The following is a 24,699-nucleotide window of genomic DNA, read 5'->3' on the forward strand; positions in this document are numbered from 1 at the left end:
CGCCCACCGGCCGGCGACCCAGCGGCACGACGCTGGTCACCGGCCGGCGACCAGCAGCACGACGGTGGTCACCAGCCCGGCGGTCAGCACCACGATCATCGGGCGGGGGCCGAGGACGGCGTGCCGCCGGTCGGCGAGCACCTTCGCCGGTACCAGGCCGACCAGCGGGCCGAACAGCGTCACCACGAGGGCGAGCACCGGCATCCCGACCGCGAGGTCGCCGCCGTAGCCGACGCCGGCGGCCCGGGCGGCCGCCCCGAGGGCGTACGCGAGCACGGCGCCGGCCACCCCGCAGAGGGCGAGCAGCGGGTTCGTCGAACCGGGCAGCTCGCCCGGCTTGCGGGTCCGGTCGAGCAGTTCGCGGACCCGGTCGAGCAGCAGGACCGGGTCGGCGTCGACACCGGACGTGGGCGCCGGGGGTTCGGCGAGCCGCCGACCGGCGGCGCCGAGCCGCTCCCGCAACTGCTGCCACAGGTGCGCCACCTCCGCGTCCACCCGCTCCTGGAGTTCCCGCGCCTCGGCCAGGTCCCGCTCGGCCCGCCGGACCCGCTCCTCGGCCTCGGCCACGGCCCGGTCGGCCGCCGCGCACTGCCGCTCGTGCCAGGCCCGCGCCTCCTCCCGCTGGGCGTGCACCCGTTCGCTCACGTCGGCCAGCCGCCGCACCTGCGCGGCGTACGTCTCACTGGGCACCGGTTGGTTCATCGCGACGGTCCGTAGGGGATGATGACCTGGCCGGTGCGGTGCACCGCCCGGTCGAAGAAGAGTCCGCGCCACGGGCGGGGATACCAGTCGGGGCCCCCGGTGCCCGGGTGGAGCGAGCCCAGCTCGCCGCCGTGCGTGTCGAGCGCCACCCACGCCCCGATCTGGTCGGTGCGCGCCGCCGGCCCGCCCAGGTCGGCGCGCATCCGGGCCACACCGCGCCACCAGGCCAGCACGTGCGTACGCCGCTCCGGCCCGTCGTGCAGGATGCGGCGCAGCCGCTCCAACCCCGTACGCCCGCCGGCGCGGGCGGCCAGCGCGCCGGAGGCCGCGTCCACGGCGAACAGCAGCAGGTAGTGCGGGTCCGCCGCGGCCGCCAGCCCGTCGGCGGTCTCGGCCATCAACTCGGGCACCGTCTCCTCGTCGTACCAGGCGGCGTCGTCGGCCAGGTCCTCGTAGAGGGCCCGGGCGACCGGGTCGGCGTCCGGGTCGAGGCAGGCGATGGAGAAGCGGGCGGTCCCGGGCCGGTGCTGCCGGGCCAGCGAGCGGGCCGCGGCGTCGAGCACGGCGCACGCCTCGTCGACCCGCGTCCCGAGCACCGCGAGGTTGCGGCCGGGCGCCCGCGGCAGCCGCAGGGCCGCCGAGCGGGCCTGCACGTCGATGATCTCGCCGAGGAGCGCGACCGGCCCGCGGGCGGTGCCCTCGTCGGGCCGCAGCGCCCGGAAGTCCGGGGCGTCGGCCAGCCGGGGGATCGCGTCGCCGTCGAAGAGCCGGGCGGGCGCGGCGTCCTGCGGGCGCATCCGCCACAACCGGTGCTGCAGGCCGCTCCAGGTCTCCCAGTCGCTGGCCGACGGGATGCGGGCCACCTCGTTGCCCTCCGGCAGCCCCGACTCGGCGTTGACCACCGCGTGCCAGCGGGGCAGCGACTGTGCGGCGTCGTTGCGCTCGGCGAGGATCCGCAGCGCCTTCGGCAGGGCGATCCGCAGCGTGAACTGGGCGACCAGGGCCGGGCGCCCCCACAGCGCCTCGATGCCCCGCACGTCCTGCGAGGCCAGCACGAGGTGGATGCCCTGCGAGCGGCCCCGGCGGGCCAGGTCCTCCAGGAGGTCGGCGGCCTCGCGGGCGACCACGTCCCGGCCGGCGAGCAGCATCTGGAACTCGTCGACGACCGCCACGATGCGCGGCCACCGCCCGGTCGGGTCCACCGCCCGCAGCTCGGCGAGCTTGGTGACCTCGTGCTTCTTGGCGGCGTCGGCCCGCCGGCGCAGCTCCTCGGCGAGGAAGCGCAGCAGGGCCAGCCCGAACTCCCGGTCGGTGTTGACGTTGATCCCCACCAGGCGCATGTGCGGCAGCCAGCTCGGGTCGCGCCGGCCCTGCGCGAACCGGGCGAAGGACACGCCCTCCTTGAAGTCCAGCAGGTAGAACTCCAGCTCGGCGGGGGAGTAGCGCGCGGCGAGCGACCCGATCCACGCGAAGATCAGGTTGGTCTTGCCGGTGCCGGACGGGCCGCCGATCAGCGCGTGCGGCGGGTAGTCGCCGAGCGTCAGCAGCACCTGCCGGCCGTGCGCTCCCTCGCCGATCGGCGCGGTGAGGCCGGTGGCCGAGTCCTCCCGCCACATCCGCTCCGGCGGCGGCAGCAGGTCGGTGAACGGGGCCGGCGGCGGGCCGGCGTTGACCCGGGTCGCCACGTCCCGGCAGGTCCGCGTCACGAGCGCCGCCGGTGGCGGCGGGTCGAGCCGGACCGGCACGCCGGCGACGCGTACGCCGTCGGGGTCGGCCACCACGCGGGTGACCGTCGGGTCGTCGGGCAGCCGCACGCCCCGCGCCACGAGGTGCACGCCGCAGGCCGCGCCGGTACGGACGATCCGGTCGAGCTGGCCGCGTTCGTGCCGGGACAGCTCGTCGCCGCCGAGCAGCACCGCCACCCGCCACGGCTCGGGCCGGCGGCCCGTGTCGGCGGCCAGGTCCCGCAGCGAGCCGTGCTCACCGGCGAGGACGGTCTCGTTGATCCGGCGGACCTGCTCGACCAGGTCGTCGAGGAGCCGGCCCAGCCCGCCGGGGCCGACGAAGGTGAGCAGCCCCGCGGTGCCGAGCGGGGCGAACCCGGCCAGGCCGCCGCCGAGGTGCTCCGGGTCGTACCCGACCAGCCGGACGCCGCCCGGTTCGGCCCGCCCGAGGGAACGCAGCAGCAGCGCGGAGACCACGGCGTCGCAGCCGTCCCGGTCGCTTCCCGCCAGCTCGACGTGCCCGGCGTCGAGCAGCGGCACGAGCGCCGGCACCGGCTCGGCGCCCGCGATGGCGAGGGCGCCGACCCGCAGCGGGCCGGGAGCCTCGCCCCGCCCGGCGGGCGTGGCCTCCCACCGCGGCCACTCCTCGGAGGCCGCGCCGGGCGCCTCCCGCCGGGCGGCGTCCGTGGCCCGCCGGGCCAGTTCGGCGATGCGGGCCGCGTGCCGGTCGTCGATCTCGGCGAGCCGGCGGTCCCGCTCCGCGCCCACGCGCGCCGGCACCTCCGCCGCGGCGCGGCGGACCCGGGCGAGGCGTTCCCGTCCGGCGGTCAGGTCGGCCTGGGCGGCGAAGAGCCGGGTACGGGCCGCGCCGAGCGCGTCGGCGAGCGTGTCCCGGACGCGGCTGACCAGCTGTGTACGCCGGTCAGCCATCGCCACCCCGGCGGGAGACGCGGTGCGGCGCGCCGGTCCACGGGCCGGGGCGCGGAACGCCCGCCGGTGGGCCGCCCGTGGCCGCCCGGGCCGGATCCGGCGCTGCCGGACGCCCGGCGGTCGCCGTGGAGTCGCGGGGCCCGGTGGTGCCGGCCCGCCCCGCGCGGGCCGCCGGCGAGCCGTCCCCGGGACGGCCCGCGCCCGGCCGGTCGCCGCCGGCCCGATCCGCGCCCGCCCCGCCCGTGCCGCCGGCCGCCGGCCCGAGGTCGGGCGGCAGGTCCCGGCCGAGGCGGGCGAGGAGCACGCCGGTCAGCACGCCGCCCGCGACGGCCGAGTCGGCCGCGTGGGGCGGCTCGCCGGAACGCCGGGGCGGGGGCATCCGGCACACCCGGGTCAGCAGCGTCTCCAGCACCGGCGCCGGCAGCCCGGGCAGCAGGTCGCGCACGGGACCGCCCAGCGCCCCGCGGAGACGGTCGAGGTCCTCGGCGCGCGGCGGGTGCCGGAGCAGGTCGGTGGCGAGGTCGCGCAGCAGGGGCGGCGCGAGCGCGGCCAGCCCCAGACCGACGTCGGCGTGCGCTCGGCGCAGCTCGGTACGCAGCCGGTCCCGGTCGCCCGCGCGGACGCCGCGCACCACCCGCCGCAGCAGCTCCGTGGAGTCGCTGATCCGCTCGTCCGGCTCGTCGGCGCCCTCCGGCCCCCCGGTCAGCTCCGCCACCCGCACCGACCACCAGCGCCGCATCCGCACCTGCTCGGCCGGCTCGGCCGGTACGACGACCGGGGCTGCCTCGCGGGGCGCGTCGTGCCGGGGCTCGGGGCGGGGCGCACGGGCCGGCGGCTCACCGCCCACGCCGAGGCCGATGGCGGCGAGGTACGCCGCCAACTGCTCCTGGGCGAGCCGCAGCGCGTACCCGGCGGTCTCGGCGTGTTCGGTGGCGGCGGACAGCTCCGGCACCCCCATCGGGTTGGCCGACTCCTGCCGCACCCACCTCAGCCGCTCGCTGGCCAGGCCGAACTTCTCCAGCGCCTGGCTGACCAGGCCGAGCGGCAGCTCCTCGGCGGCGGCGCGCACCTGCGCACCGATGTCCTCGACGATGGACACGGGTACGCCTCACAGAGCCGCGACGTACAGCTGTGCCTGCTCGACGGCGACGAGGGTGGCCGCGAGGCACTCCTCCAGCTCCTGGCTGGCCTGTGTCAGCGACGCCTGGGCCGCCTCGACCGTCTCGTGCCCGCTGCCCTCCAGCGCGCCGGCCAGGGTCTGCTGCGCCTCGGCCAGCTTCTCGCCGGCGGCCTGCACGGCGCTCTGGCCGTCGCCGATCTGTTGCAGTGCAACGTCGATGGCTGCCTTGAGCTCGGCGACGCTCGCCACGGGGGTACCTCCTGGGGGCGGGGAGGCCTTCATTAGAGCCTACGCGTGCGGAGCGACGACATCCGCCCTGTCAGTGTTCCTGCCCCGGTGACCGCTTGTCACCAGGAAGCGCCGGGAGTCCGATTGGTGGGACCGTGCCGCAAACCGCCACCCGCCCCCGGCTCACCCCACCGGCGCCCCGTCCGGGCCCTGGGCGCCGTCGCGCAGCCAGCGCGGCCCGTACACCTCGGCGCCCCGCGCCGTGACGCGTTCCCGCAGCTCACGGTCGGCGGTGACGACGACCCGGCGGCGCCGCGGCGTCGCGCTCACCAGGTCGACGACGGCGTCGTCACCGGAGCCGGACGCGGCGACCACCCCGACTCCCGGCACGGCCGGCACGTCCCGCGCGCGGCCCTCCACGACGAGCACGACCTCCACGGGAGGCGGCAGGTGCGGGGGCAGTCCGGCCTCGGCCACGCCGGCCAACGAGTCACGCAGCCGGGCGGTGGCGCCGGCCCGGTCCCGCCACCACCCGTCGGGCCGCGACCCGACGACGTTGGCGGCGTCCACGATCAGCAGCGGAGGTCCCTCCATGCCCCCAGCCTGCCACCCGACCCCCCGGCCGGCCCGGCGACGCGCGCCGCCCCGCGCGTGGCGGCGTTTGTCGCGCCGACCGCCGGGTAGCCCCTGCCGACCGTGCCGCGCGCTACTGCGGAGGAAAAGCGATGATGGGACCCGGCGACTTCGGCACCGACCCCTGGGACGAGTTCCTGGCCCGGTACTTCGGCCGGGGCGAGGGTGGGCGCCGGCCGGCGCACCGGGTCGACATCACCCGGCTCATGACCGCCGACGCGCGGGAGATGCTGGCCGACGCGGCCCGCCGCGCGGCGCAGAAGCACAGCACCGACCTCGACACCGACCATCTGCTCTGGGCGGCGCTGCAACGGGAGCCGCTGCGCGACCTGGTCCGCAGGGCCGGCGCCGACCCGGACACGCTGCTCAACGCCCTCGGGGGGCGCGGCGACGGCGCGCCCCGCGGCGAGGTGCCGCCGAACCTGTCGCTCACCCCGGCGGCGAAGCGGGCGCTGCTCGACGCGCACCAGCTCTCCCGCGCGATGGGCGCCAACTACATCGGCCCCGAGCACATCCTGATGGCCCTGCCGCTGAACCCGGAGTCGCCGGCCGGGCGGATGCTGGCCGCCGGACGGATCCAACCCGAGTCGTTGCAGGCCGCCAACGCCGAGCGCGGCCCGATGACCGGGCCGCGGCCGGACCGCGGCACGCCGACCCTCGACCAGTACGGCCAGGACCTCACCGACCTGGCCCACAACGACCAGATCGACCCGGTGATCGGCCGCGCCGACGAGATCGAGCAGGCCGTGGAGATCCTCTCCCGGCGTACGAAGAACAACCCGGTGCTGATCGGTGAGGCGGGCGTGGGCAAGACCGCCATCGTCGAGGGCCTCGCCGAGCGGATCTGCGACGGGGACGTGCCGCAGACGCTGCTCGGCAAGCGGGTGGTCCAGCTCGACCTGGCCGGTCTGGTGGCCGGCACCCGCTACCGGGGCGACTTCGAGGAACGGCTGAAGAAGGTCATCGACGAGATCCGGGCGCACCGCGACGAGCTGATCATCTTCCTGGACGAGATCCACACCCTGGTCGGCGCGGGTGGCGCCGGCAGCGAGGGCGGCATGGACGCCAGCAACATGCTCAAGCCGGCGCTGGCCCGCGGCGAACTGCGGGTGATCGGTGCGACGACGCTGGACGAGTACCGCAAGAGCATCGAGAAGGACGCCGCGCTGGCCCGCCGGTTCCAGCCGGTGCTGGTGCCCGAGCCGAGCGTGGACGACACGGTGGCCATCCTGCGCGGGCTGCGCGACCGGTACGAGGCGCACCACCAGGTCCGCTTCACCGACGAGGCGCTCATCGCCGCCGCCGAGCTGTCCGACCGGTACGTCACCGACCGCTACCTGCCCGACAAGGCCATCGACCTCATCGACCAGGCCGGCGCGCGGGTCCGCCTGCGGACCCGGACACCCGCCGCGGACGTCCGCGAGCTGGAACGGCAGCTGGAGGAGGTGCGTCGGGACAAGGAGCAGGCGGTCGCGGACGAGAAGTACGAGCGGGCCTCGACCCTGCGGGACCGGATCGCCGAGCTGGAGGAGCAGGTCCGGCGGGCGCACGGCGAGGACGGCAACACCTCGCAGGTCCCCGAGGTCGGGCCGCAGGAGATCGCCGAGGTCGTGTCGCGGGCCACCGGCATCCCGGTCGCCCAGCTCACGGAGGAGGAGCGGGACCGGCTGCTGCGCCTGGAGGGGCACCTGCACGAGCGGGTGGTGGGGCAGGACGACGCCGTCGCCGCGGTGGCCGAGGCGGTCCGCCGCTCCCGTACGGGCCTGGCCGACCCGGAGCGGCCGATGGGCAGCTTCCTGTTCCTCGGCCCGACCGGCGTCGGGAAGACCGAACTGGCCCGGGCCCTCGCCGAGGCGCTCTTCGGCGAGTCCGACCGGATGGTCCGGGTGGACATGAGCGAGTTCCAGGAGCGGCACACCGTGAGCCGGCTCGTCGGCGCGCCGCCCGGCTACGTCGGCTACGAGGAGGCCGGGCAGCTCACCGAGGCGGTGCGCCGCCGCCCGTACGCGGTGATCCTGCTCGACGAGATCGAGAAGGCCCACCCGGACGTGTTCAACATCCTGCTCCAGGTGCTCGACGACGGGCGGCTCACCGACGGGCAGGGCCGGACGGTGAACTTCAAGAACACCGTACTGATCATGACGAGCAACCTCGGCTCGGAGCTGATCACTGGCACGCAGCGGGCCGTCGGGTTCGGCGCGGGGGAGCCGGGCAGCGCGCAGGAGAGCGACGAGCTGCGGGAGCGGCTGATGCGACGGCTCCAGGAGAACTTCCGGCCGGAGTTCCTCAACCGCATCGACGAGGTGATCATCTTCCGCCGGCTGGAGGCCGCGCAGCTGCGCCAGATCACCGAGCTGCTGCTCGAGGAGACCCGCCGCCGGCTGCACGCCCAGGACATCGAGGTCGACTTCACGACCGCCGGCATCGACTGGCTCGCCGAGCACGGCTACCAGCCGGAGTTCGGCGCGCGGCCGCTGCGCCGGGTGATTCAGCGCGAGGTGGACAACCAGCTGTCCCGGATGCTGCTGGAATCGGCCATCTCACCGGGGCAGAAGGTCACCGTGGACGCCCGTGACGGCGCCCTCACCTTCGACGTGGGTGCCGGCGAGCGGGGCTACACCGCCGCCAGCACGTCGCACCCCCGATGAGCCGGCGGCGGGCGCCCGAGCCGGAGGAGCCCCGGGAGGAGGGGGCAGACCGGGAGGAGGCCGCGTCCCGGGAGGACGCCGAGCACGTCGAGCGGATCCGGACGGGGCCGACGGCGAACCCGGCGCGGGTGCGGGTACCGAAGGAGGGCCTGAGCCGCAGGAAGGACGAGGGCGACCCGGAGGCGTCCGGGCCGCCACCCGGAGAGGAGGCCTGATGGTACGCGAACAGCGGCTCGATCCCGAGGTGGAGGAGCTCTGGGACGACTTCCACGCCCAGGTCAACGTCCCGTCGGAGAAGCTGCGCCAGTGGCTGCTGACCCGGGGCTCCGGCGAGGAGTCCTTCGGCGCGGACCCGGACCTCGGCCTGCCCGAGCCGGGCCGGCACATCCTCCGGGTGCTGACCAAGCGGAAGGTGGACCTCACCCCGGAGGACATCGAGGTGATGCGGGAGGCCGTCGACCGCATCCAGTCCCTCGTGGACGCCCGGCCGCCGCGCGGCAACGCCGACGACGAGTGGCGGCACTCCCTGCTGGACCTCGGCCACGACGTCCTCGTCGAACGGTGACCCGCCCGCGGGCGGGTCACCGTCCGGTCGCGGTCCGCTGTCCGGTCGCGGTCCGGTCGCGGTCCACTGTCCGGTCGCGTCGCCGTCGCGCAGCCGGCCCGCGGCGGCCTCAGGTGCCCTGGTCGGATTCGAGGCTGCCGATGACCAGGCCGGCGGCGTCCGCGGCGGCCTCCCGGTCGGCGCGCAGCCGCTCCTCCCGCGTGACGAGGTTCGCGTACTCGGTGATCTCGGCGGCGCCGGGCACCTCCGGCAGCCGGCGCAGGAACGCCTCGATGTCCGCCGCCGCGCTCGCGTGCGCGGCGGCGGCACGGCGCAGCAGGTCGCGGTCGTCGGCGGTGGTAGCGGGTTCGGTCATGAGGGCCGTGATACCCAGCGCTACGCGGTTCGCACCCCGCCGGCGCCGGCCGCCGGCCCGGCCACCGTCGAACGGCGCAGGCCGAACTCCGGATTCCGCACGAGCCAGGCCAGGTACGCCGGGTGCGGTGCCAGGGAGTCGGTGTACGCGGCCTGCGCCGTCTCGAGCACCATCTCGGCGACCCGGGCGGCGGGGGAGTCCGGGTGCCACCCGAACATCAGGCGCCAGCGCAGCGGCACCCCCGCCAGCCGCCGGGTGACGAGCCCGGGGATCGGACGGAACGTGGCCTGGCACAGCGCCACGGCCTCCCCGGCGTCGACCAGGTCCACGCAGCCACGGATGTCGGTCTCGTACAGCTTCCGGGGCGTGAAGCCGGCGCGGGCGCAGGCGGCGGCGAAGCAGTCGCCGAAGCAGCCGTCGCCCGGCGCGGCCACCCACTGCTCGTGCCGCAGGTCCACCAGGTCGATCTCCTCCCGCGCGGCGAGCGGGTGGGTCTCGGGCAGCAGCACCAGCACGGGGTCGACCGACACCTCCCGCCAGCTGAGCCCGAACTCGGCCGACGGGCTCGAGTCGCCGCACACGCCGGTCAGCACGAAGTCCAACCGTCCGCCGACGACGAGCTGGGCCAGCTCGTCCACCGACCAGGACGCGTACGTGCTGATCTGCGCCTGCGGCTGCTCGGCCGCGAGCCGGTGCACCAGCCGGCCGAGGATGGGGCTGTTCACCCCGCCGAACCGGTAGCGCCGCGGCGCGTCGGCGGCGCCGGCCAGCCGCGCCGCCTCGTCCTGCAACCCCTTCATGGCCGGCAGCAGCACCCGGGCCCGGGCGAGCACCAGCTCGCCGAGCGCGGTGGGTCGGGCGCCGCGGCGGTCCCGCTCGAACAGCGGCCCGCCCAGTGTCCGTTCGATGCGTTGGAGCTGGGCGGTGAGAGCCGGCTGGGCCAGGCCGAGGGTCGAGGCGGCCTTCGTGACGCTGCCCGTCTCGGCGATCGCGCACACCACCCGCAGGTGTCGCAGCTCCAGATTCATACCGTGACGGTATGACCCCGTTCCGGCCCGGGGAAGGGCCCGGACGGATCGGTGATGATGGATGAACGTCGCGGGCTGGGACGGCCACCGCCGGGGCCCGGGCGCGGCGTCAGGCGCGCGGCGGCTCGGGCAGGTCGGCCGGGTACGTCGGCCGGCCGGTCACGGCGTCGCGGACCTTGTCGACCACGCCCAGCGCCGGCTCGACGATCCGGTTCCACGGGGGCGTGGCCGGGGTGTCGGGGTGCGGCCTGGTGGGCGCCGCCTCCTCGGCGATCTCCAGCCGGTTGCCGAGGCGGATCAGCTCCTCCTCGGTGGCCACCTCGCGCAGCGCCGCGACCAGCGCGTCCACCTCGGCCACGTGCCGGCGGACCCGCGCGGCGACCTCGCCGGCGTCGCCGTCGGCGAGCCCCTTCAGGGCGGTCAGCAGCGAGGCGTCCGCGTCGAGCGTCCGGTCGACCCGCTCGGCCGTCCCGGGGACCGCCGCCCGCACGGCCGGCAGCAGGTACTGCTCCTCGGCCGACAGGTGCCGGGACAGCACGGCCGTCAGCACCGCCAGGTGCTCCGCGGGCACGTCCGGCTCGTCCAGCCGGTCCACGAGCTCCCGCAGCTGGCGGTGCTCCTGCGCCACCACGTCGGCGACGCTGCGTCCACCGGGCCGGTAGCCCTCGTCGGGGGCGGGCGGCAGCGGCGGCAGGGGGACGGTCATGGTGCCCTCCTCGTCTGGCGGGCGGTGCGGGGGACGTGCGGTCGCGGGCGGCGGTACCCGGGGCGGCCCGCCGCCAAACCGCGGCCCGGCGCGGCGCGGACCGTCGGGGGCGGACCGCGTTCCGGCGCCGGGGCGCGGCGCGGGCCGACTCGGGGCCCGGGGCGACCTGGGCGGGCGCCGTGGCTGGTATGAAGAAGCGATGACGAGCGACGCCACCCGACCCGCACCCACCGACGAGGTCGTCGACCTCTGCCGCGACCTGCTCCGGATCGACACCACCAACACCGGCGACAACGACACCAGCGTGGGCGAGCGCCGCGCCGCCGAGTACGTGGCGGAGAAGCTCACCGAGGTGGGGCTCGCCGCCGAGATCCACGAGTCCGCGCCCGGCCGGGCCAACGTCGTCGCCCGCATCGCCGGCACCGACCCGGGACGCCCCGCGCTGCTGGTCCACGGCCACCTCGACGTCGTGCCGGCGGACCCGGACGAGTGGTCGGTGCACCCGTTCTCCGGTGAGATCCGCGACGGCTACCTCTGGGGCCGAGGCGCCATCGACATGAAGGACTTCGACGCCATGGTCCTCGCCGTGGTGCGGCACTGGCAGCGCACCGGCGTACGCCCGGCCCGCGACATCGTGCTGGCCTACACCGCCGACGAGGAGGCGGGCAGCGACTACGGCGCGCACTTCCTGGTCGAGCGGCACCGCGACCTCTTCGACGGCTGCACCGAGGCGATCGGCGAGGTGGGCGGCTTCTCGTACTCGGTGAACGACAGCCAGCGCCTCTACCTCATCGAGACCGCCGAGAAGGGCCTCGACTGGCTGCGGCTGCACGCCAAGGGCCGGCCCGGGCACGGCTCGATGGTGCACGACGACAACGCGGTCACCGCCCTCGCCGAGGCGGTCGCCCGCGTGGGCCGGCACCGCTTCCCGGTGGTGGTCACCCCCACCGTGCGGGCGTTCCTCGAACAGGTCAGCGAGCTGCTGGGTATCGAACTCGACCCGGAGGACCCGGAGACCGCCATCGCCAAGCTCGGCCCGATCGCCAACATCATCGGCGCCACCGTCCGCAACACCGCGAACCCGACCCGGCTCGCGGCCGGCTACAAGGACAACGTGATCCCCGGCCGGGCCACCGCCACCATCGACTGCCGCAGCCTGCCCGGGCAGTCGGAGCTGCTGGAGGCGCAGCTGCGTGAGCTGGTCGGGCCGGACATCGCCATCGAGTACATCCAGCGGCAGCCGGCCCTGGAGACGACCTTCGACGGCGACCTGGTCGACGCGATGTCGGCCGCCCTGCGCGCCGAGGACCCGGGCGCCCACCCGGTGCCGTACATGCTCTCCGGCGGCACGGACGCCAAGGCGTTCTCGAAGCTCGGCATCCGCTGCTTCGGGTTCGCGCCGCTGCGGCTTCCGCCCGACCTGAACTTCTCCGCGTTGTTCCACGGCATCGACGAGCGGGTCCCGGTCGAGGGACTACAGTTCGGCGTGCGGGTTCTCGACCGGTTCCTCCGCACCTGCTAGCCCGTGTCCGGTGGCAGCCGACGCGGAACCTCCCATCGTGAAGGGACAACCTCGCATGACCGACCAGCATGGTGAGCTGGACGCCGCCCTCGAGCGGGTGATCGACGCGGCCCGCCGCCACCTGGCCGCCGTACGGGCCGCCCAGGGCCGCATCGACGACGACGCCGTCTGGCAGGCGTACGTGGAGCTGAACAACGCCTCCTACGCCTACGACGAGCAACTCCTGGACGCCTTCGGCGAGGTCACCCCGTGGGACGTCGAGTCCATCGACCCGGACGAGGCGGACGAGCGCTTCGGCGGTGGCGTGGAGGGCCTGGAGGCCACCGACCCGCACCCGCGGGTGATCTCCGTACGGCAGCGCCGGGACTACCGGGTGCCCAGCGTCTCGGCGCTGATGCGGGTGGCTGAGATCGCCCGCCGGGAGGGCACGCCGGAGGACGACGAGCCCGCGCCGGTGGAGGGTGTCGGCGAGGCGGTGCTGGAGCTGCTGCAGAGCGGCGACGGGTCGCTCGGCGCCCTGGACATCCCGGAGCTGGAACCGCTCGACGGGGTGGTGATGGTCAGCGAGGTCGGCACCCCGGTCGACCTGGAGTCGTTCGAGGACGACGACCCGGTCGGCCCGTTCCAGCCGGCCGCGGACGACCGGCTGATCGGCCGCCTCGACGAGCACCCGTTCCTCGACCTCGAGGACGAGCACGACCACGTGCACTAGGCGGCCCCGCTGCGGGGCCCGCACGCGACGGCGTGGGGCCCCGCAGCGGCCGGCAACGGTCGCCCGTTCAGTACGACAGGCCCGGCTGCGGCTGGTTGACCCGCCGACGGCGCAGCATCACCTGCCGCGTACCGTCCCGGAACAGCCGCACCCGGGCCAGCTCCCATCCGGAGAACTCCGCCTGGATCGCCAGCTGCGCCGCGGCGGTCACCCGGTCGACGTTCGGCGGCAACCGCAGCGGCGCGTATTCGTAGTCCATGGGCCCTATGCTGCCCAGCCCGGGCACCGTCCGCCACCCCCCGGGGCGTGACCGGCGCCGCTGCCCGGGCGTTTCGTGCCGCCCGGCCCTCAGCTGTCCCGCTCGGGATACCCGACGGGCACCGCCGACACGTCGTCGAGCGCCGTGGTGATCTCCTCCGGCAGCGTCATCCGCTCCACCTGGAGGGCGCCGAGCAACTGGCCCACCGTGCGGGCCCCGAGGATCGGCGCGGTCACCCCGGGCCGGTCCCGCACCCAGGCCAGCGCCACCTCCAGCGGCGAGACGCCCAGCCCGCTGGCGGCCGTCGCCACCGCCTCGACGATGCTCGAACAGCGCGGCTCCAGGTACGTGGCGACGAACCGCTCGAAGTGCGGCGAGGCGGCCCGGGAGTCGGCCGGCCGGCCGTGCCGGTACTTGCCGGTCAGCACCCCCCGGCCCAGCGGCGACCAGGGCAGCACGCCGAGGCCGAGCGCCTCGCAGGCGGGCAGCACCTCCCGCTCCACGCCCCGCTCCAGCAGCGAGTACTCGACCTGGGCGGCCACCACCGGCGCCCGCCCCGGCCAGGCCGCCTGCCAGGCCGCGGCCCGCGCGGTCTGCCAGCCGGAGAAGTTCGACACCCCGACGTAGCGCACCCGGCCGCTGGCCACCGCGTGGTCGAGCGCCGCGAGGGTCTCCTCCAGGGGGGTGTCCGGGTCGTAGCCGTGGACCTGGAACAGGTCGACGTGATCCGTGCCGAGGCGGCGCAGCGACGCGTCGAGCGTACGCAGCAGGTGCCCGCGGGAGTTGTCGCGGCGCCGGCCGTGCCCGGGCCGCAGCCCCGCCTTGGTGGCGATCAGCAGCTCGTCACGGGGGACCAGGGTGCCGAGCAGAGACCCGATCACCGACTCGGCGTCGCCGTCGCCGTAGACGTCGGCCGTGTCGATCAGGTTGCCGCCCGCGTCGAGGTAGCTCTTCAGCTGGGCGGCCGCGTCATCGGCGTCGGTGTCCCGACCCCAGGTCATGGTGCCGAGGGCGAGCCGCGAAACCGCCAGCCCGCTTCGGCCGAGCGGTCGCTGTTGCATGGGTGAACCTTATTTCGAACCCGGCGCAACCGATATCCTCGCTCCCGTCATGTCTGGCGTGTTCTGCCGGTGATCCTGCCGGCGCGACGCCCCGACACCGCCCCGACCGCCTCCCGGTGAGCCGGTGATCGAACCCGCCGCCGGCATTGCGTAACCTGGTGCGACCTGTGGTGCGGATGGGGGAGGACGATTGCGACTCGGGCTGAGCCTCGGATACCAGACGGCGTGGACCACGCCGGCCGACCACCTGGCCCTGGCCCAGGAGGCGGACCGGCTCGGCTATTCGGTGGTGTGGGCGGCGGAGGCGTACGGCTCCGACGCGCCCAGCATCCTCGCGTGGATCGCCGGGCAGACCGACCGGATCGACGTGGGCAGCGCGGTGATGCAGATCCCCGCCCGCACACCCGCCGCGACCGCGATGACCGCGGCGACCATCGACACGCTCTCCGGCGGCCGGTTCCGGCTGGGCCTGGGCGTGTCCGGGCCGCAGGTCTCGGAGGGCTGGCACGGCGTACGCTTCGGCAAGCCCCTCGCCCGGACCCGCGAGTTCGTGGAGATCGTCAAGCTGGCGGTCGGCCGCAAGGAGGTGGCGTACGACGGTGAGCACTACACGCTGCCCCTGCCCGACGGCCCCGGCAAGGCCCTGCGGCTGAGCTTCCACCCGCCGCGCGAGCACATCCCGATCTACCTCGCCGCCGTCGGCCCGAAGAACCTCGAACTCGCCGGCGAGATCGCCGACGGGTGGCTGGCCGTGTTCTACTCCCCGGAGTTCGCCGAGGAGCACCTCCGCGCGGTGCGGGCCGGCCGCGAGAAGGTCGGCAAGGACCTGACGGGCTTCGACGTGGTCCCGTCGGTGCCCGTGGTGGTCGGCGACGACGTCGCGTCCTGCGCCGAGCTGGTCCGCTGGTACGCGGCCCTCTACGTGGGCGGCATGGGCAGCCGGAAGCAGAACTTCTACAACCAACTGGCCACCCGGATGGGCTACGGCGACGCCGCGCGCGAGGTGCAGGACCTCTACCTGGCCAAGCGGCACCGCGACGCCGCGGCCGCCGTGCCGATGGAGTTCATCGACCGTACGTCGCTGCTCGGGCCGAAGGAGCGCATCGCCGAGCGGATGCGGGAGTACGCCGCCTCCGGCGTGACCACCCTGTCGGTGACGCTGTTCGGGGCCGACCGGGAGAGCGGCGTGCAGACCCTGCGTACCGTCGCCGAGGCGCTCGATCTCGCCGGAGTCGGCGAGTGACCTGGATCGAGGCCATCGTCCTGGGCGTCGTCCAGGGGCTCACGGAATTCCTGCCGGTCAGCTCGTCGGGGCACCTGCGGATCACCTCGGCGATCTTCTTCGGGCGTGACGCGGGCGCGTCGTTCACGGCGGTGACGCAGCTCGGCACCGAGGCGGCCGTGCTCATCTACTTCGCCAAGGACATCTGGCGGATCGCCCGCACCTGGATCGTCGGCCTGTGGGACCGGTCGGTGCGGTCGAGCATGGACTACCGGATGGGCTGGTACGTCATCGTCGGCTCGATCCCGATCGGGCTGTTCGGATTCGTGTTCAAGGACCAGATCCGCACCGCGGGGCGCAACCTGTGGCTGGTCTCCACCACGCTGATCGTGTTCGCCTTCGTGCTCGCGTTCGCCGAGTACTGGGGCCGGCAGACCCGCACGCTGGAGAACTTCCGGATGCGCGACGGCGTGGTCATGGGCTTCGCCCAGGCCATGGCGCTGGTGCCCGGGGTGTCCCGCTCCGGCGGCACGCTCACCGCCGGCCTGCTGCTGAACCTGACCCGGGAGGCCGCGGCCCGGTACTCGTTCCTGCTGGCCATCCCGGCCGTCGTCATGTCCGGGGTGTTCAGCCTCGGCGACGTGTTCGAACCGGCCGCGGCCGGCACGGCCGCACCGACCGTCGCCCAGATGATCGTCGCCACGATCATCGCGTTCGGCATCGGGTACGCGGCCATCGCCTGGCTGCTGCGCTACGTCGCCCACCACACCCTGTACGTGTTCGTGCTCTACCGGGTGGCGCTCGGCACGCTGGTGCTGGCGCTGCTCCTGACGGGCCAGATCAGCGCGACCTGATCCGCCCGTGACACGCCGCTGGCCGGCACCCGAACGGGTGCCGGCCAGCGTGTTTCCCCCTGTGTGTCAGGTCTGTGTGGTGGTCAGCTGTGGGGGTGTCAGCTGTTCCAGTGCTGGGCGACCAGGTCGGCGGCCTGCTGCTCCCACTGGGCGTAGGCGTCCGGGTAGGCCGACACCTGCACGGTCTGGGCGGCGTCGGTCAGGGGCATGTCCTGCCAGCCGTCGACCTGCTTGAGGCCCTTGAGGAAGGCGGTGGTGGAGTACTCGGGGTCGGTGATCTGCTCCGGCGTGCCCCAACCCGAGCTCGGGCGCTGCTGGAACAGGCCCAGCGAGTCGTGGTCGTTGCGGTCGCCGAGGTGGCCCAGGTTCTCCAGCTTGGATTCCTGAAGGCTCGTGGCGATGGAGATGACCGCCGCCCGCTCGGGCAGGCCGTTCTTCTTCGTCGCCGCGATGATCGCCTTCGCGTTCGCGGTCTGCTCGTCGTTCAGGGCGATCCGGGACTGGGCGCCCTGGGTGCCGTGCGGGATCAGCTTCGCCGTGTCCGGCTTGTCGGTCTGGACGACCGCGACGGGCTTCGCTTCATGCACCGGGGCGGCGTGGGCGGTCACGGGGCCGGCGGCCACACCGGTGGCGAACGCCAGACCAGCGACACTGAGCATGCTCTTCCGCAGAATCGTGTTCATGATGAAAGCTCCTCAGGGGGTGAAGGTCCACACCCGTTCGGGGGACCGGGGCGTGGATGTCAGGGGACGAACACACGGGGGTGCTCGAAAGGGGGGAAAGTCTCGGGGGTTCCACGGCGCGTGGTGGGCGGGGTGCCGCACCGGGCCGGGTCCGTGTCCAACGACCCGCGGCCGGGCGTCATTCCCCGGCGCCAGGCCGGGGGGGCGGCGGCGGGGCGGTGCCCTACCGGGGCCGTGGATCGGTGTGCAACGACCGGCGGCCGGCCATCATTCCCGGGACCTCACCTGTGCCGGCGGGCCACCGGGGCCGGGGGCCTGCTGCCTCGGCCGTCAGGGGTGTTCAACGACCCCGGCCCGCCCACGATTCCGGCCCCAGGGTGCCACCGGCCACACCCCAGACCACCCCATACCGGACACATCCCCAGGAGGCCACCTCCCAGGAACCGGACACCGGCCCCGGACGGGTCGAGCCGGGCCGTCCGCGGACATCGGCCTCAGTCCCAGCGGAACAGGATGGTGGCCACGACCGCCCCGACGACCGCCGACAGCGCCAGGCCGACGAGGTGCGACGCGCCGACGGGCGATCCGGCCCAGGCCGCGGACAACGCCTCGACCGTCGCGCCGAACGGCAGCCAGGAGCCGAGCCGCGCAACCGGCTCCGGCAGGACGGCGGTGCCGCCGAACATCCCGCCCACCGCCCCGAGCGCGAAGAAGCCGATCAGACCGATGGCCACGGCGGAGTTCGGCGTGGGCGCCACGGACGCCACGACCATGCCCCACCCGTACATGGCGGCGACCGCGAGCCCCACGACGGCGAGGGCCACCCCGGTGTCGACGGGCGGCAGCGCGCCGAAGGCGAGCACGGCCACCGCGTAGGCCGCGCCGATGCCGACCACGGCCTGCGCGAGGCTCACCACGAACTGCGCCACGAGGACCATCGCCGGCGAGGCCGGGGTGACCGCGAGCCGGCGCAGCACGCCGGCGCGGCGGTAGTACGCCAGGAAGCTCGGCATGTTGATGATGCCGATCGAGGCGAGGACGATCGTGAAGACCAACGGCAGGACGTGGACGTCCAACGCCGAGCGGCCGTTGACGACCATCTCCTCACCGGCGGCCGAGGCGTTCATCGCCATGATCAGGAGTGGCAGGGCGATCGGCACGACCAGCCCGGCGGTGTCCCGGACGACCATCTTCGCCTCGCACCGGATCAGGGTCGCCCAGGCCCGTGGACCCGGCCGCCGCACCGTCACCTCGGACACCCGTCCTCCTCCGGGGCGAGTTCCCTGCCGGTGAGGGCAACGAACGCCTCCTCCAGGTCCGTCGTGCCGGCCCGGGCGACCAGCCCGGCGGGCGTGTCGAGGGCGACGAGCCGGCCGCCGTCGAGGACGGCCACCCGGTCGCAGAGCCGCTCGACCTCGTCCATCGAGTGGCTCACCAGCAGCACGGTCTCCGCGCGCAGTTCCTCGACGCCCGCCCACACCCGGCGCCGGGCCCGCGGGTCCAGCCCGGTCGTGAGCTCGTCGAGGATCACCACGCGCGGCCGGCCGACCAGGGCCAGGGCGATGGACAGTCGCTGTTGCTGGCCCCCGGAGAGCTTCTCGAAGCGGGTCCGGGCGTGCCCGCCCAGCTCGACCAGGTCCAGCAGGTCGGCCGCGGGGCGCGGGTCCGGGTAGAAGGCCCGGTAGAGGTCGACGAGTTCGGCGACGGTGAGGGCGTGGTGCAGGTGCGTCTGCTGCAACTGCACACCGAGCACCTGGCGCAGGGCGCCGCGGTCCCGGCGCGGGTCGAGGCCCAGCACCCGGATCCGGCCCTCATCGGGCGTACGCAGGCCGGCGATCAGCTCGACCGTCGTCGTCTTGCCCGCCCCGTTGACGCCGAGCAGGCCCAGCACCTCGCCGGCGGCCACCTCGAAGCTCACGTCCTCGACCGCGACGACGTCGCCGTACCGCTTGTGCAGATGTTCGACCTGGATCGCGGGAACGCTCATGCCCTCGATCGTGGGCGCCGCACCCGCTCGGCCGCCTGTGCCGCAGGTCAGCGACGTCGGTCGTGACTTCCGGCACCCCTGGCCGGGGTGGCCCCGTCGCTACAGTGGACCCATGCGTCGCGTGGGGCTCGACGAGTGGGCCGGCCTCGTGATGCTCGCCGTGTGCCTGGGCGCCGCGTCGCCCGTCGTGGTCGGTCTGGTCGAGCCGGACGTTCCGCCACCGGTGTGGGTCGCGCTGCTCCTCACGACACTGGTCGCGGCCCTCGTCGCCGTCGCCGGGGCGGGGCGTCTCCTCCCGCGACGTGCCGCCTTCGGCGTCGCCGTGGCGGCCAGTTGGGGCACCGTGCTCTCCGCCCCGCAGGCCGGGCTGCTGCCGATCCTGCTGGTCGTGGTCGCCGCACTCGGGCCGGAGGTCGTCCGACTGCCGGCCAACCTCGTGGTGGTCGCGTTGAACACCGCCGTGGTGGCGGTGTCCGTGAGCCGGGTGCACGACGACGGGTTCCAGCTCGCGGCCGCCCCGGTGTTCTACGCGCTGATCCAGCTCGCGACGGTGTTCAGCCTCACGGCGATCGGGCGGGAGCGGCGCCTGCGCCACGAACTCGCCCGGGCGCACGTCGACCTGCAGGCCGCGAGCGTGCTGCTGGCCGGGTCCGCGCGTACGGCGGAACGCCTGCGCATCTCCCGCGAGCTGCACGACCTCATCGGCCACCAGCTCACCGTCCTCACGCTGGAACTGGAGGCGGCCCGCCACCGCACGGGGGAGTCCGCGCGGGAGCACGTCGAGCGGGCGAACCAGGTGGCCCGCGACGTGCTCGCGGACGTGCGCGTCACGGTCGGCGCGCTGCGCGCCGCGCCGGCCACCGACCTTGCGCAGGCGCTGCGTGACGTCGGCCGCGACGTTCCCGGCCTGGACGTCGCGGTCGAGGTGAGCGACGACGTCGAGGCCGACGAGGAGCAGACGGCCGCCCTCGTCCGGGCCGTGCAGGAGATCGTGACGAACACGCTGCGTCACGCCGCGGCGCGGGAGCTGTGGATTAGCGTGGCGCGCGACGGCGACACGATCCGGCTCACGGCGTCCGACGACGGGAAGGGCGCCGCCGAGGTGGTCCCGGGCAACGGGCTGCGCGGGATCGCGGAGCGGTTCGCGGCGCTCGGCGGTGACATCGCGTACGACGGCGCGTCCGGCTTCCGGGTCACCGCGTGGGCGCCGGTCCGATGACCCGGGTCGTGGTGGTGGACGACCAGACGCTGGTCCGTCAGGGCATCCGCCGCCTGCTCGACCTCGCGGGCATCGAGGTCGTGGGGGAGGCGGACGACGGCGCGACGGCGCTGGACGTCATCGTGGCGCACCGCCCGGACGTCGCCCTGCTCGACCTGCGCATGCCGCACCGCGACGGCATCTGGACGCTGCGGCAGCTGAGCGACCGTGCGGTGGACGTACCCGTGCTCGTGCTCACCACCTTCGACGACGACGCTCTCCTCCTCGACGCCGTACGCGCCGGCGCGCGCGGCTACCTGCTCAAGGACGTCACGCTCGAGCAACTGACCCGGGCCGTCGAGACCCTCGCCTCGGGCGGGACGCTCATCGCCGCGTCGATCACCGACCGGCTGCTGCGCGCCATCCGGTCGGCGCCCGCCCCCGTCGGCGTGGCCGGGTCCACCCCGCAGGAGCTGACCGGACGCGAATTGGAGGTGCTGCGGCTGGTGGCCGAGGGGTACACCAACCGGGAGATCGCCGGCGCCCTGTTCCTCGCCGAGGGGACCGTGAAGAACCACGTCTCGACGATCCTGCTCAAGCTCGGCGCTCGGGACCGCACCAACGCGGTGCTGCGGGCCCTGCACGAGGGCATCCTGCGCTGAGCCGGGTCGCACCCGTCCGGACGCCGGTGCCGCGGCGCGTGCCGACCCGGGGCGCGCGGCGGGCCGGGGCGGCGGGGCAGGCCCTAGGGTGGTCACCGTGGCGACCCTTCTGCTTCTGCGACACGGCCGGACCACCGCGAACGCCGACGGCGGCCTGGCCGGCCGGCAACCGGTCGAGCTGGACGAGACCGGCCGGGGGCAGGCGGCCGCCGTCGGTGAACGGCTGCGCGGGCTGCCCCTCGCCGCCGTGGTGACCAGCCCCCTCGTCCGCTGCCGGCAGACCCTCGAACTGGCGCTGCCGGACGTCGCCCCGGTCGTGGAGGAGCGGCTCATCGAGTGCGGGTACGGCACATGGGAGGGGCAGCCGCTCAAGAAGCTGGCCAAGGACCCGCTCTGGCCGGTGGTGCAGCAGCACCCGAGCGCGGCCGTCTTCCCGGAGGGGGAGGCGATGGCCGAGATGGCGGCCCGCGCCGTCGCGGCGGTGCGGTCGTGGGACGCCCGCGTCAACGCCGAGCACGGCCCCGAGGCGCTCTGGCTGGCCTGCAGCCACGGCGATGTGATCAAGGCCATCGTGGCGGACGCGCTCGGCGTACACCTGGATCTGTTCCAGCGGATCGTGGCCGACCCGGCGTCGGTGACCGTGATCCGCTACACCCCGCTGCGGCCGTTCCTCGTACGCCTGAACGACACCGGCGGCGACCTCGCGGGCCTGGTCCCGCCGCCGCGCAAGCGGCGCCGGCGGGCGCCCCGGCGGACCGACTCGGACGCGGCGGTGGGCGGCGGCGCCGGCGCGACCCGGTGACCGGCGCCCGGGGCCGGGCCACCCGGGGCGGCCGGGTGGGCTGCGCCGGGTGTGGCGCGAGGCGGCGATTCGGGTCGGTGGGGTGCGCGACGCCGTGACGGGCCGGATAGGGTCGTGGGTATGACCCACCAGGTGCACGCCTTCGAGCCGCCGGAGCGGTTCGTCGCCGGGACCGTCGGGCCTCCGGGGGAGCGGACGTTCTTCCTCCAGGCCCGCGGCGGAGGCCGGCTGGTCAGCGTCGCGCTGGAGAAGGTCCAGGTGTCCCTGCTCGCCGAGAAGCTCGAGGAACTGCTCACCGAGGCCCACCGCCGGTTCGGGGTGGAGCTGCCCGAGGCGCCCACGACGCTCGGCGACAACGACCCGCTGGACACGCCCGTCGACGAGGAGTTCCGCGTCGGCACCCTCGGCCTGGCCTTCGACGTCGACACCGCGACCGTCGTGATCGAGGCGATCGCCGCCGGCGAGGCGGAGGCCGAGGTCGAGCTGGGCGGTTCCGACGACGACGAGGACGAGGACGACGACGAGCCGGACGACGACCTCGACCGGCTGCGGGTCCGGCTGACCCCGCAGGCGACCCGCGAGTTCATCGAGCGGGCCCGCCGCGTGGTCAACGCCGGCCGCCCGCCCTGCCCGCTCTGCGGCCAGCCGCTGGACCCCGCCGGGCACCTCTGCCCGCGGCACAACGGTTACCACCGGTGACGTCGTCCGGCATCCAGCCCCGGCAGGACGGCGACGCCGCGCTCCGCTTGCTGCGCGACGGCGAGCTCACCCTCGAAGGACGGCTCGTCGACGCGTCGAACGCCACGCTGCGCGGGGTGCTGACCCTCGACGGGGTCAGCGCCCACTGCGTCTACAAGCCGGTACGCGGTGAACGGCCGCTGTGGGACTTCCCGGACGGCACCCTGGCCGGCCGGGAGGTCTCGGCCTACCTGGTCTCCCGGGCCACCGGCTGGGACCTGGTCCCCCCGACGGTCCTGCGCGACGGCCCGTTCGGCCCGGGATCGTGCCAGCTCTGGATCGACGAGCCGGCCGACGCCGAGCCGCTGGTCGGGTTCGTGCCGGCCGACGCGCTGCCGCCCCGCTGGTTCGCGATCGCCGCGGCCCGCGACGACGACGGCACCCCGTACGCCCTGGCGCACGCCGACGATCCCCGCCTGGCGCGGCTCGCGGTGCTCGACGCCGTGATCAACAACGCGGACCGCAAGGGCGGGCACGTGCTCGTCGGGCCGGACGACCGGATCTACGGCGTCGACCACGGGGTGAGCTTCCACGTCGAGGGGAAGCTGCGCACGGTGCTCTGGGGCTGGGCCGGTCGGCAGTTGCCGCCGGACGCCGTGCAGGTCCTCGACACGCTCGCCGGCCAGGTCGCCGGGCCGCTCGGCGAGGAACTGGCCGAGCACCTCACGATCAGCGAGATCGCCGAGCTGGCCGCCCGCATCGACCGGCTGCGCGACACCGGCCGGTTCCCGCTGCCGTCCGAGGACTGGCCGGCGGTCCCCTGGCCGCCGATCTGACCGGCGGGGTCCGCCCGGGGCCTTCGGGGCCGCGGCCCGGCAGCCCGCCCGGCCGCGTCCCGCCCGGCGCTGTCATGTTGATCACCCGTGGCCGTGCCCACCCGCTGTCGTACGGCTCGTTAGGCTGGCAATCATGGAAGCGTGGGCGGGACACGAGGTGCCGCGGCTGCCGGGCAGGGGCCAGCCGCTGAGGTTGTACGACTCGGCGCGACAGGGCATCCACCCGAGTGACCCGGCCGACGTGGCGCGGATGTACGTCTGCGGCATCACCCCGTACGACGCCACGCACCTCGGCCACGCCGCCACCATGATCACGTTCGACCTGGTGCAGCGCATGTGGCGGGACGCCGGCCTGACGGTGCGGTACGTGCAGAACGTCACCGACATCGACGACCCGCTGCTGGAACGCGCCGAGCGCGACGGCGAGGACTGGGTGGTCCTCGCGATGCGGGAGACGGCGCTGTTCCGGGAGGACATGGAGACGCTGCGGATCATCCCGCCGGAGCACTACGTGGGCGCCGTCGAGTCGATCCCGGACATCGCCGACAAGGTGCTGCTCCTGCTCAAGGACGGCGCCGCGTACCGGCTCGACGACGGCACCGGCGACATCTACTTCGACGTCTCCGCCGCGCCCCGCTTCGGCTACGAGTCCAACCTCAGCCGGGACGAGATGCTGGAGATCTTCCCCGAGCGCGGCGGCGACCCCGACCGGGCCGGCAAGCGCGACCCGCTCGACCCGCTGCTGTGGCGCGGCGCCCGCGAGGGCGAGCCGTCCTGGCCGGGCGGCGAGCTGGGCGCCGGGCGGCCCGGCTGGCACATCGAGTGCGCCGTCATCGCGCTCAACCTGCTCGGTGACCGGATCGACGTGCAGGGCGGCGGCAACGACCTGCTCTTCCCGCACCACGAGGCGTCCGCGGCGCACGCCGAGCGGCTCACCGGCGAGGCGCCGTTCGCCCGCCACTACGTGCACGCCGGCATGATCGGGCTGGACGGCGAGAAGATGTCCAAGTCCAAGGGCAACCTCGTGTTCGTGTCCCGGCTGCGCGCCGACAAGGTGGACCCGATGGCGGTCCGGCTGGCGCTGCTGGCCGGGCACTACCGCAGCGACCGGGCCTGGACCGGGGAGCTGCTGGCCGCCGCGCAGGAGCGGCTGGCCCGCTGGCGCCGGGCCGCCGCCGCGCCCGCCGGGCCGTCGGGGGCCGAGTTCCTCGAGGGCGTACGCGCACGGCTCGCCGACGACCTCGACAGCCCCGGCGCGCTGGCGCTGGCCGACGCGTGGGCGGAGCAGGCGCTGGCCGGCGTGGGCGACAATGCGGGCGCGCCGGCGCTGTTCGCGAAGACGGTCGACGCCCTCCTCGGCGTAGCCCTCTAGTCCCCGCCCCCCGCGCACCAAGCCCACAGGGCCCCGGCGCCGCGCGCTCCGTGCACGCCGCGCGCGCGCCGTGCGCGCCGTGCGCGCCCGCGGCCCCCACCCCCGCGATCTTGCACTTTGTGCCCGGGCGAATCGGGGCGTTAGCCGCGAATCGAGGGCCGAAAGTGCAAGATCGCTGGGGCTGGGGCTGGGGCTGGGGCTGGGGCTGGGGC

Annotated in this window: 26 protein-coding genes; 13 read left to right on the plus strand and 13 right to left on the minus strand. The window is 75.0% G+C overall.

Translation table 11 applies throughout. The annotated features are described in order from the left end of the window. Positions 1-36: 36 nt before the first annotated feature. The 5 genes from D7I43_RS03920 to D7I43_RS03940 all read right to left on the minus strand — a co-directional run bounded on the left by D7I43_RS03920 (position 37) and on the right by D7I43_RS03940 (position 5,298). Positions 37-702 carry a hypothetical protein gene (locus D7I43_RS03920; protein WP_120326971.1) on the minus strand — a complete coding sequence of 222 codons (666 nt, stop codon included), beginning with the start codon at positions 700-702 and terminating at the stop codon, positions 37-39. Then, positions 699-3,356 (minus strand): FtsK/SpoIIIE domain-containing protein, encoded by a 2,658-nt coding sequence (locus tag D7I43_RS03925; protein WP_120327093.1) that lies wholly within the window; start codon positions 3,354-3,356, stop codon positions 699-701. The genes D7I43_RS03920 and D7I43_RS03925 overlap by 4 nt, the downstream gene beginning before the upstream one ends. Beyond that, on the minus strand, positions 3,349-4,455 hold the full coding sequence (locus D7I43_RS03930) for a hypothetical protein (RefSeq protein WP_120326972.1): 1,107 nt from the start codon (positions 4,453-4,455) through the stop codon (positions 3,349-3,351). The genes D7I43_RS03925 and D7I43_RS03930 overlap by 8 nt, the downstream gene beginning before the upstream one ends. 9 nt (positions 4,456-4,464) lie before the next feature. Beyond that, positions 4,465-4,725 (minus strand): hypothetical protein, encoded by a 261-nt coding sequence (locus tag D7I43_RS03935; RefSeq protein WP_088993708.1) that lies wholly within the window; start codon positions 4,723-4,725, stop codon positions 4,465-4,467. Positions 4,726-4,887: 162 nt separating this feature from the next. Further along, positions 4,888-5,298: a PIN domain-containing protein gene (locus tag D7I43_RS03940; RefSeq protein WP_120326973.1), complete on the minus strand. Its 411-nt coding sequence runs from the start codon at positions 5,296-5,298 to the stop codon at positions 4,888-4,890. A gap of 131 nt (positions 5,299-5,429) precedes the next feature. Here D7I43_RS03940 and D7I43_RS03945 point away from each other — a divergent pair, with 131 nt between their 5' ends. Genes D7I43_RS03945 through D7I43_RS03955 form a run of 3 tightly spaced genes read left to right on the plus strand, consistent with a single transcriptional unit; the run spans position 5,430 to position 8,550 of the window. Then, entirely contained in the window at positions 5,430-7,985 is a 2,556-nt protein-coding gene (locus D7I43_RS03945; RefSeq protein WP_120326974.1) for an ATP-dependent Clp protease ATP-binding subunit, read from the plus strand. Beyond that, positions 7,982-8,200, plus strand: a complete 219-nt coding sequence (locus tag D7I43_RS03950) for a hypothetical protein (protein WP_120326975.1) — start codon at positions 7,982-7,984, stop codon at positions 8,198-8,200. Before D7I43_RS03945 ends, D7I43_RS03950 begins: the two co-directional genes overlap by 4 nt. Then, positions 8,200-8,550 (plus strand): DUF3140 domain-containing protein, encoded by a 351-nt coding sequence (locus D7I43_RS03955; protein ID WP_120326976.1) that lies wholly within the window; start codon positions 8,200-8,202, stop codon positions 8,548-8,550. The genes D7I43_RS03950 and D7I43_RS03955 overlap by 1 nt, the downstream gene beginning before the upstream one ends. A 109-nt stretch (positions 8,551-8,659) precedes the next feature. On the opposite strand, the gene D7I43_RS03960 is transcribed toward D7I43_RS03955, so the two are convergent. From D7I43_RS03960 to D7I43_RS03970, 3 genes are all read right to left on the minus strand, one after another. Next, entirely contained in the window at positions 8,660-8,905 is a 246-nt protein-coding gene (locus D7I43_RS03960; RefSeq protein WP_120326977.1) for a hypothetical protein, read from the minus strand. A 20-nt stretch (positions 8,906-8,925) separates the two neighbouring features. After that, complete coding sequence (locus D7I43_RS03965; RefSeq protein ID WP_120326978.1) at positions 8,926-9,933, minus strand: LysR family transcriptional regulator; 1,008 nt, start codon at positions 9,931-9,933, stop codon at positions 8,926-8,928. Between the two features lie 109 nt (positions 9,934-10,042). Next, positions 10,043-10,639, minus strand: a complete 597-nt coding sequence (locus D7I43_RS03970) for a hemerythrin domain-containing protein (protein WP_120326979.1) — start codon at positions 10,637-10,639, stop codon at positions 10,043-10,045. 199 nt (positions 10,640-10,838) lie between these two features. Between D7I43_RS03970 and D7I43_RS03975 the strand changes: the two genes are divergently transcribed. Both D7I43_RS03975 and D7I43_RS03980 read left to right on the plus strand, forming a co-directional pair. Continuing rightward, positions 10,839-12,161, plus strand: a complete 1,323-nt coding sequence (locus D7I43_RS03975; RefSeq protein ID WP_120326980.1) for a M20/M25/M40 family metallo-hydrolase — start codon at positions 10,839-10,841, stop codon at positions 12,159-12,161. Between the two features lie 55 nt (positions 12,162-12,216). Further along, positions 12,217-12,873: a hypothetical protein gene (locus D7I43_RS03980; RefSeq protein ID WP_120326981.1), complete on the plus strand. Its 657-nt coding sequence runs from the start codon at positions 12,217-12,219 to the stop codon at positions 12,871-12,873. A gap of 67 nt (positions 12,874-12,940) precedes the next feature. Here D7I43_RS03980 and D7I43_RS03985 read toward each other — a convergent pair whose 3' ends face one another. Together D7I43_RS03985 and D7I43_RS03990 are read right to left on the minus strand one after the other, a co-directional pair. Further along, on the minus strand, positions 12,941-13,132 hold the full coding sequence (locus D7I43_RS03985; protein WP_120326982.1) for a DUF5703 family protein: 192 nt from the start codon (positions 13,130-13,132) through the stop codon (positions 12,941-12,943). Positions 13,133-13,221: 89 nt separating this feature from the next. Continuing rightward, positions 13,222-14,193: an aldo/keto reductase gene (locus D7I43_RS03990; RefSeq protein ID WP_120326983.1), complete on the minus strand. Its 972-nt coding sequence runs from the start codon at positions 14,191-14,193 to the stop codon at positions 13,222-13,224. A 190-nt stretch (positions 14,194-14,383) separates the two neighbouring features. Between D7I43_RS03990 and D7I43_RS03995 the strand changes: the two genes are divergently transcribed. Both D7I43_RS03995 and D7I43_RS04000 read left to right on the plus strand, forming a co-directional pair. Further along, positions 14,384-15,436 carry an LLM class F420-dependent oxidoreductase gene (locus D7I43_RS03995; protein WP_120326984.1) on the plus strand — a complete coding sequence of 351 codons (1,053 nt, stop codon included), beginning with the start codon at positions 14,384-14,386 and terminating at the stop codon, positions 15,434-15,436. After that, the gene (locus D7I43_RS04000; protein WP_120326985.1) at positions 15,433-16,269 is read left to right on the plus strand and encodes an undecaprenyl-diphosphate phosphatase; all 837 of its coding nucleotides are present in this window, start codon (positions 15,433-15,435) and stop codon (positions 16,267-16,269) included. The genes D7I43_RS03995 and D7I43_RS04000 overlap by 4 nt, the downstream gene beginning before the upstream one ends. 98 nt (positions 16,270-16,367) lie before the next feature. Here the strand turns inward: D7I43_RS04000 and D7I43_RS04005 are convergent, their stop codons facing one another. From D7I43_RS04005 to D7I43_RS04015, 3 genes are all read right to left on the minus strand, one after another. Further along, positions 16,368-16,952, minus strand: coding sequence for a hypothetical protein (locus D7I43_RS04005; RefSeq protein WP_120326986.1), 585 nt, complete (start codon positions 16,950-16,952; stop codon positions 16,368-16,370). A 494-nt stretch (positions 16,953-17,446) separates the two neighbouring features. Then, entirely contained in the window at positions 17,447-18,211 is a 765-nt protein-coding gene (locus D7I43_RS04010) for an ABC transporter permease (RefSeq protein ID WP_240032787.1), read from the minus strand. Then, entirely contained in the window at positions 18,199-18,939 is a 741-nt protein-coding gene (locus D7I43_RS04015) for an ABC transporter ATP-binding protein (protein ID WP_120326987.1), read from the minus strand. The genes D7I43_RS04010 and D7I43_RS04015 overlap by 13 nt, the downstream gene beginning before the upstream one ends. A gap of 112 nt (positions 18,940-19,051) precedes the next feature. Here D7I43_RS04015 and D7I43_RS04020 point away from each other — a divergent pair, with 112 nt between their 5' ends. The 6 genes from D7I43_RS04020 (at position 19,052) to mshC (ending at position 24,487) form a co-directional block, all read left to right on the plus strand. After that, entirely contained in the window at positions 19,052-20,158 is a 1,107-nt protein-coding gene (locus D7I43_RS04020) for a sensor histidine kinase (RefSeq protein WP_204985153.1), read from the plus strand. Beyond that, positions 20,140-20,799: a response regulator gene (locus D7I43_RS04025; protein WP_240032788.1), complete on the plus strand. Its 660-nt coding sequence runs from the start codon at positions 20,140-20,142 to the stop codon at positions 20,797-20,799. Before D7I43_RS04020 ends, D7I43_RS04025 begins: the two co-directional genes overlap by 19 nt. An 88-nt stretch (positions 20,800-20,887) precedes the next feature. Further along, positions 20,888-21,601: an MSMEG_4193 family putative phosphomutase gene (locus D7I43_RS04030; protein ID WP_120326988.1), complete on the plus strand. Its 714-nt coding sequence runs from the start codon at positions 20,888-20,890 to the stop codon at positions 21,599-21,601. 120 nt (positions 21,602-21,721) lie between these two features. Then, entirely contained in the window at positions 21,722-22,300 is a 579-nt protein-coding gene (locus D7I43_RS04035; protein WP_120326989.1) for a DUF3090 domain-containing protein, read from the plus strand. Beyond that, positions 22,297-23,115, plus strand: coding sequence for an SCO1664 family protein (locus D7I43_RS04040; protein ID WP_120326990.1), 819 nt, complete (start codon positions 22,297-22,299; stop codon positions 23,113-23,115). Before D7I43_RS04035 ends, D7I43_RS04040 begins: the two co-directional genes overlap by 4 nt. 133 nt (positions 23,116-23,248) lie before the next feature. After that, positions 23,249-24,487 (plus strand): cysteine--1-D-myo-inosityl 2-amino-2-deoxy-alpha-D-glucopyranoside ligase, encoded by a 1,239-nt coding sequence (gene mshC / locus D7I43_RS04045; protein WP_120326991.1) that lies wholly within the window; start codon positions 23,249-23,251, stop codon positions 24,485-24,487. Positions 24,488-24,699: the final 212 nt, after the last annotated feature.

The organism is Micromonospora globbae, from assembly GCF_003610785.1.
Taxonomy (GTDB): Bacteria; Actinomycetota; Actinomycetes; order Mycobacteriales; family Micromonosporaceae; genus Micromonospora; species Micromonospora globbae.

Excerpts from the sequence above, each read along its gene's own strand:
- D7I43_RS03920 (WP_120326971.1), bottom strand. The coding sequence starts at position 702 with ATGAACCAACCGGTGCCCAGTGAGACGTACGCCGCGCAGGTGCGGCGG.
- D7I43_RS03925 (WP_120327093.1), bottom strand. The coding sequence starts at position 3,356 with ATGGCTGACCGGCGTACACAGCTGGTCAGCCGCGTCCGGGACACGCTC.
- D7I43_RS03940 (WP_120326973.1), bottom strand. The coding sequence starts at position 5,298 with ATGGAGGGACCTCCGCTGCTGATCGTGGACGCCGCCAACGTCGTCGGG.
- D7I43_RS03945 (WP_120326974.1), top strand. The coding sequence starts at position 5,430 with ATGATGGGACCCGGCGACTTCGGCACCGACCCCTGGGACGAGTTCCTG.
- D7I43_RS03950 (WP_120326975.1), top strand. The coding sequence starts at position 7,982 with ATGAGCCGGCGGCGGGCGCCCGAGCCGGAGGAGCCCCGGGAGGAGGGG.
- D7I43_RS03955 (WP_120326976.1), top strand. The coding sequence starts at position 8,200 with ATGGTACGCGAACAGCGGCTCGATCCCGAGGTGGAGGAGCTCTGGGAC.
- D7I43_RS03960 (WP_120326977.1), bottom strand. The coding sequence starts at position 8,905 with ATGACCGAACCCGCTACCACCGCCGACGACCGCGACCTGCTGCGCCGT.
- D7I43_RS03965 (WP_120326978.1), bottom strand. The coding sequence starts at position 9,933 with ATGAATCTGGAGCTGCGACACCTGCGGGTGGTGTGCGCGATCGCCGAG.
- D7I43_RS03970 (WP_120326979.1), bottom strand. The coding sequence starts at position 10,639 with ATGACCGTCCCCCTGCCGCCGCTGCCGCCCGCCCCCGACGAGGGCTAC.
- D7I43_RS03975 (WP_120326980.1), top strand. The coding sequence starts at position 10,839 with ATGACGAGCGACGCCACCCGACCCGCACCCACCGACGAGGTCGTCGAC.
- D7I43_RS03980 (WP_120326981.1), top strand. The coding sequence starts at position 12,217 with ATGACCGACCAGCATGGTGAGCTGGACGCCGCCCTCGAGCGGGTGATC.
- D7I43_RS03985 (WP_120326982.1), bottom strand. The coding sequence starts at position 13,132 with ATGGACTACGAATACGCGCCGCTGCGGTTGCCGCCGAACGTCGACCGG.
- D7I43_RS03990 (WP_120326983.1), bottom strand. The coding sequence starts at position 14,193 with ATGCAACAGCGACCGCTCGGCCGAAGCGGGCTGGCGGTTTCGCGGCTC.
- D7I43_RS04005 (WP_120326986.1), bottom strand. The coding sequence starts at position 16,952 with ATGAACACGATTCTGCGGAAGAGCATGCTCAGTGTCGCTGGTCTGGCG.
- D7I43_RS04015 (WP_120326987.1), bottom strand. The coding sequence starts at position 18,939 with ATGAGCGTTCCCGCGATCCAGGTCGAACATCTGCACAAGCGGTACGGC.
- D7I43_RS04020 (WP_204985153.1), top strand. The coding sequence starts at position 19,052 with ATGCGTCGCGTGGGGCTCGACGAGTGGGCCGGCCTCGTGATGCTCGCC.
- D7I43_RS04035 (WP_120326989.1), top strand. The coding sequence starts at position 21,722 with ATGACCCACCAGGTGCACGCCTTCGAGCCGCCGGAGCGGTTCGTCGCC.
- mshC (WP_120326991.1), top strand. The coding sequence starts at position 23,249 with ATGGAAGCGTGGGCGGGACACGAGGTGCCGCGGCTGCCGGGCAGGGGC.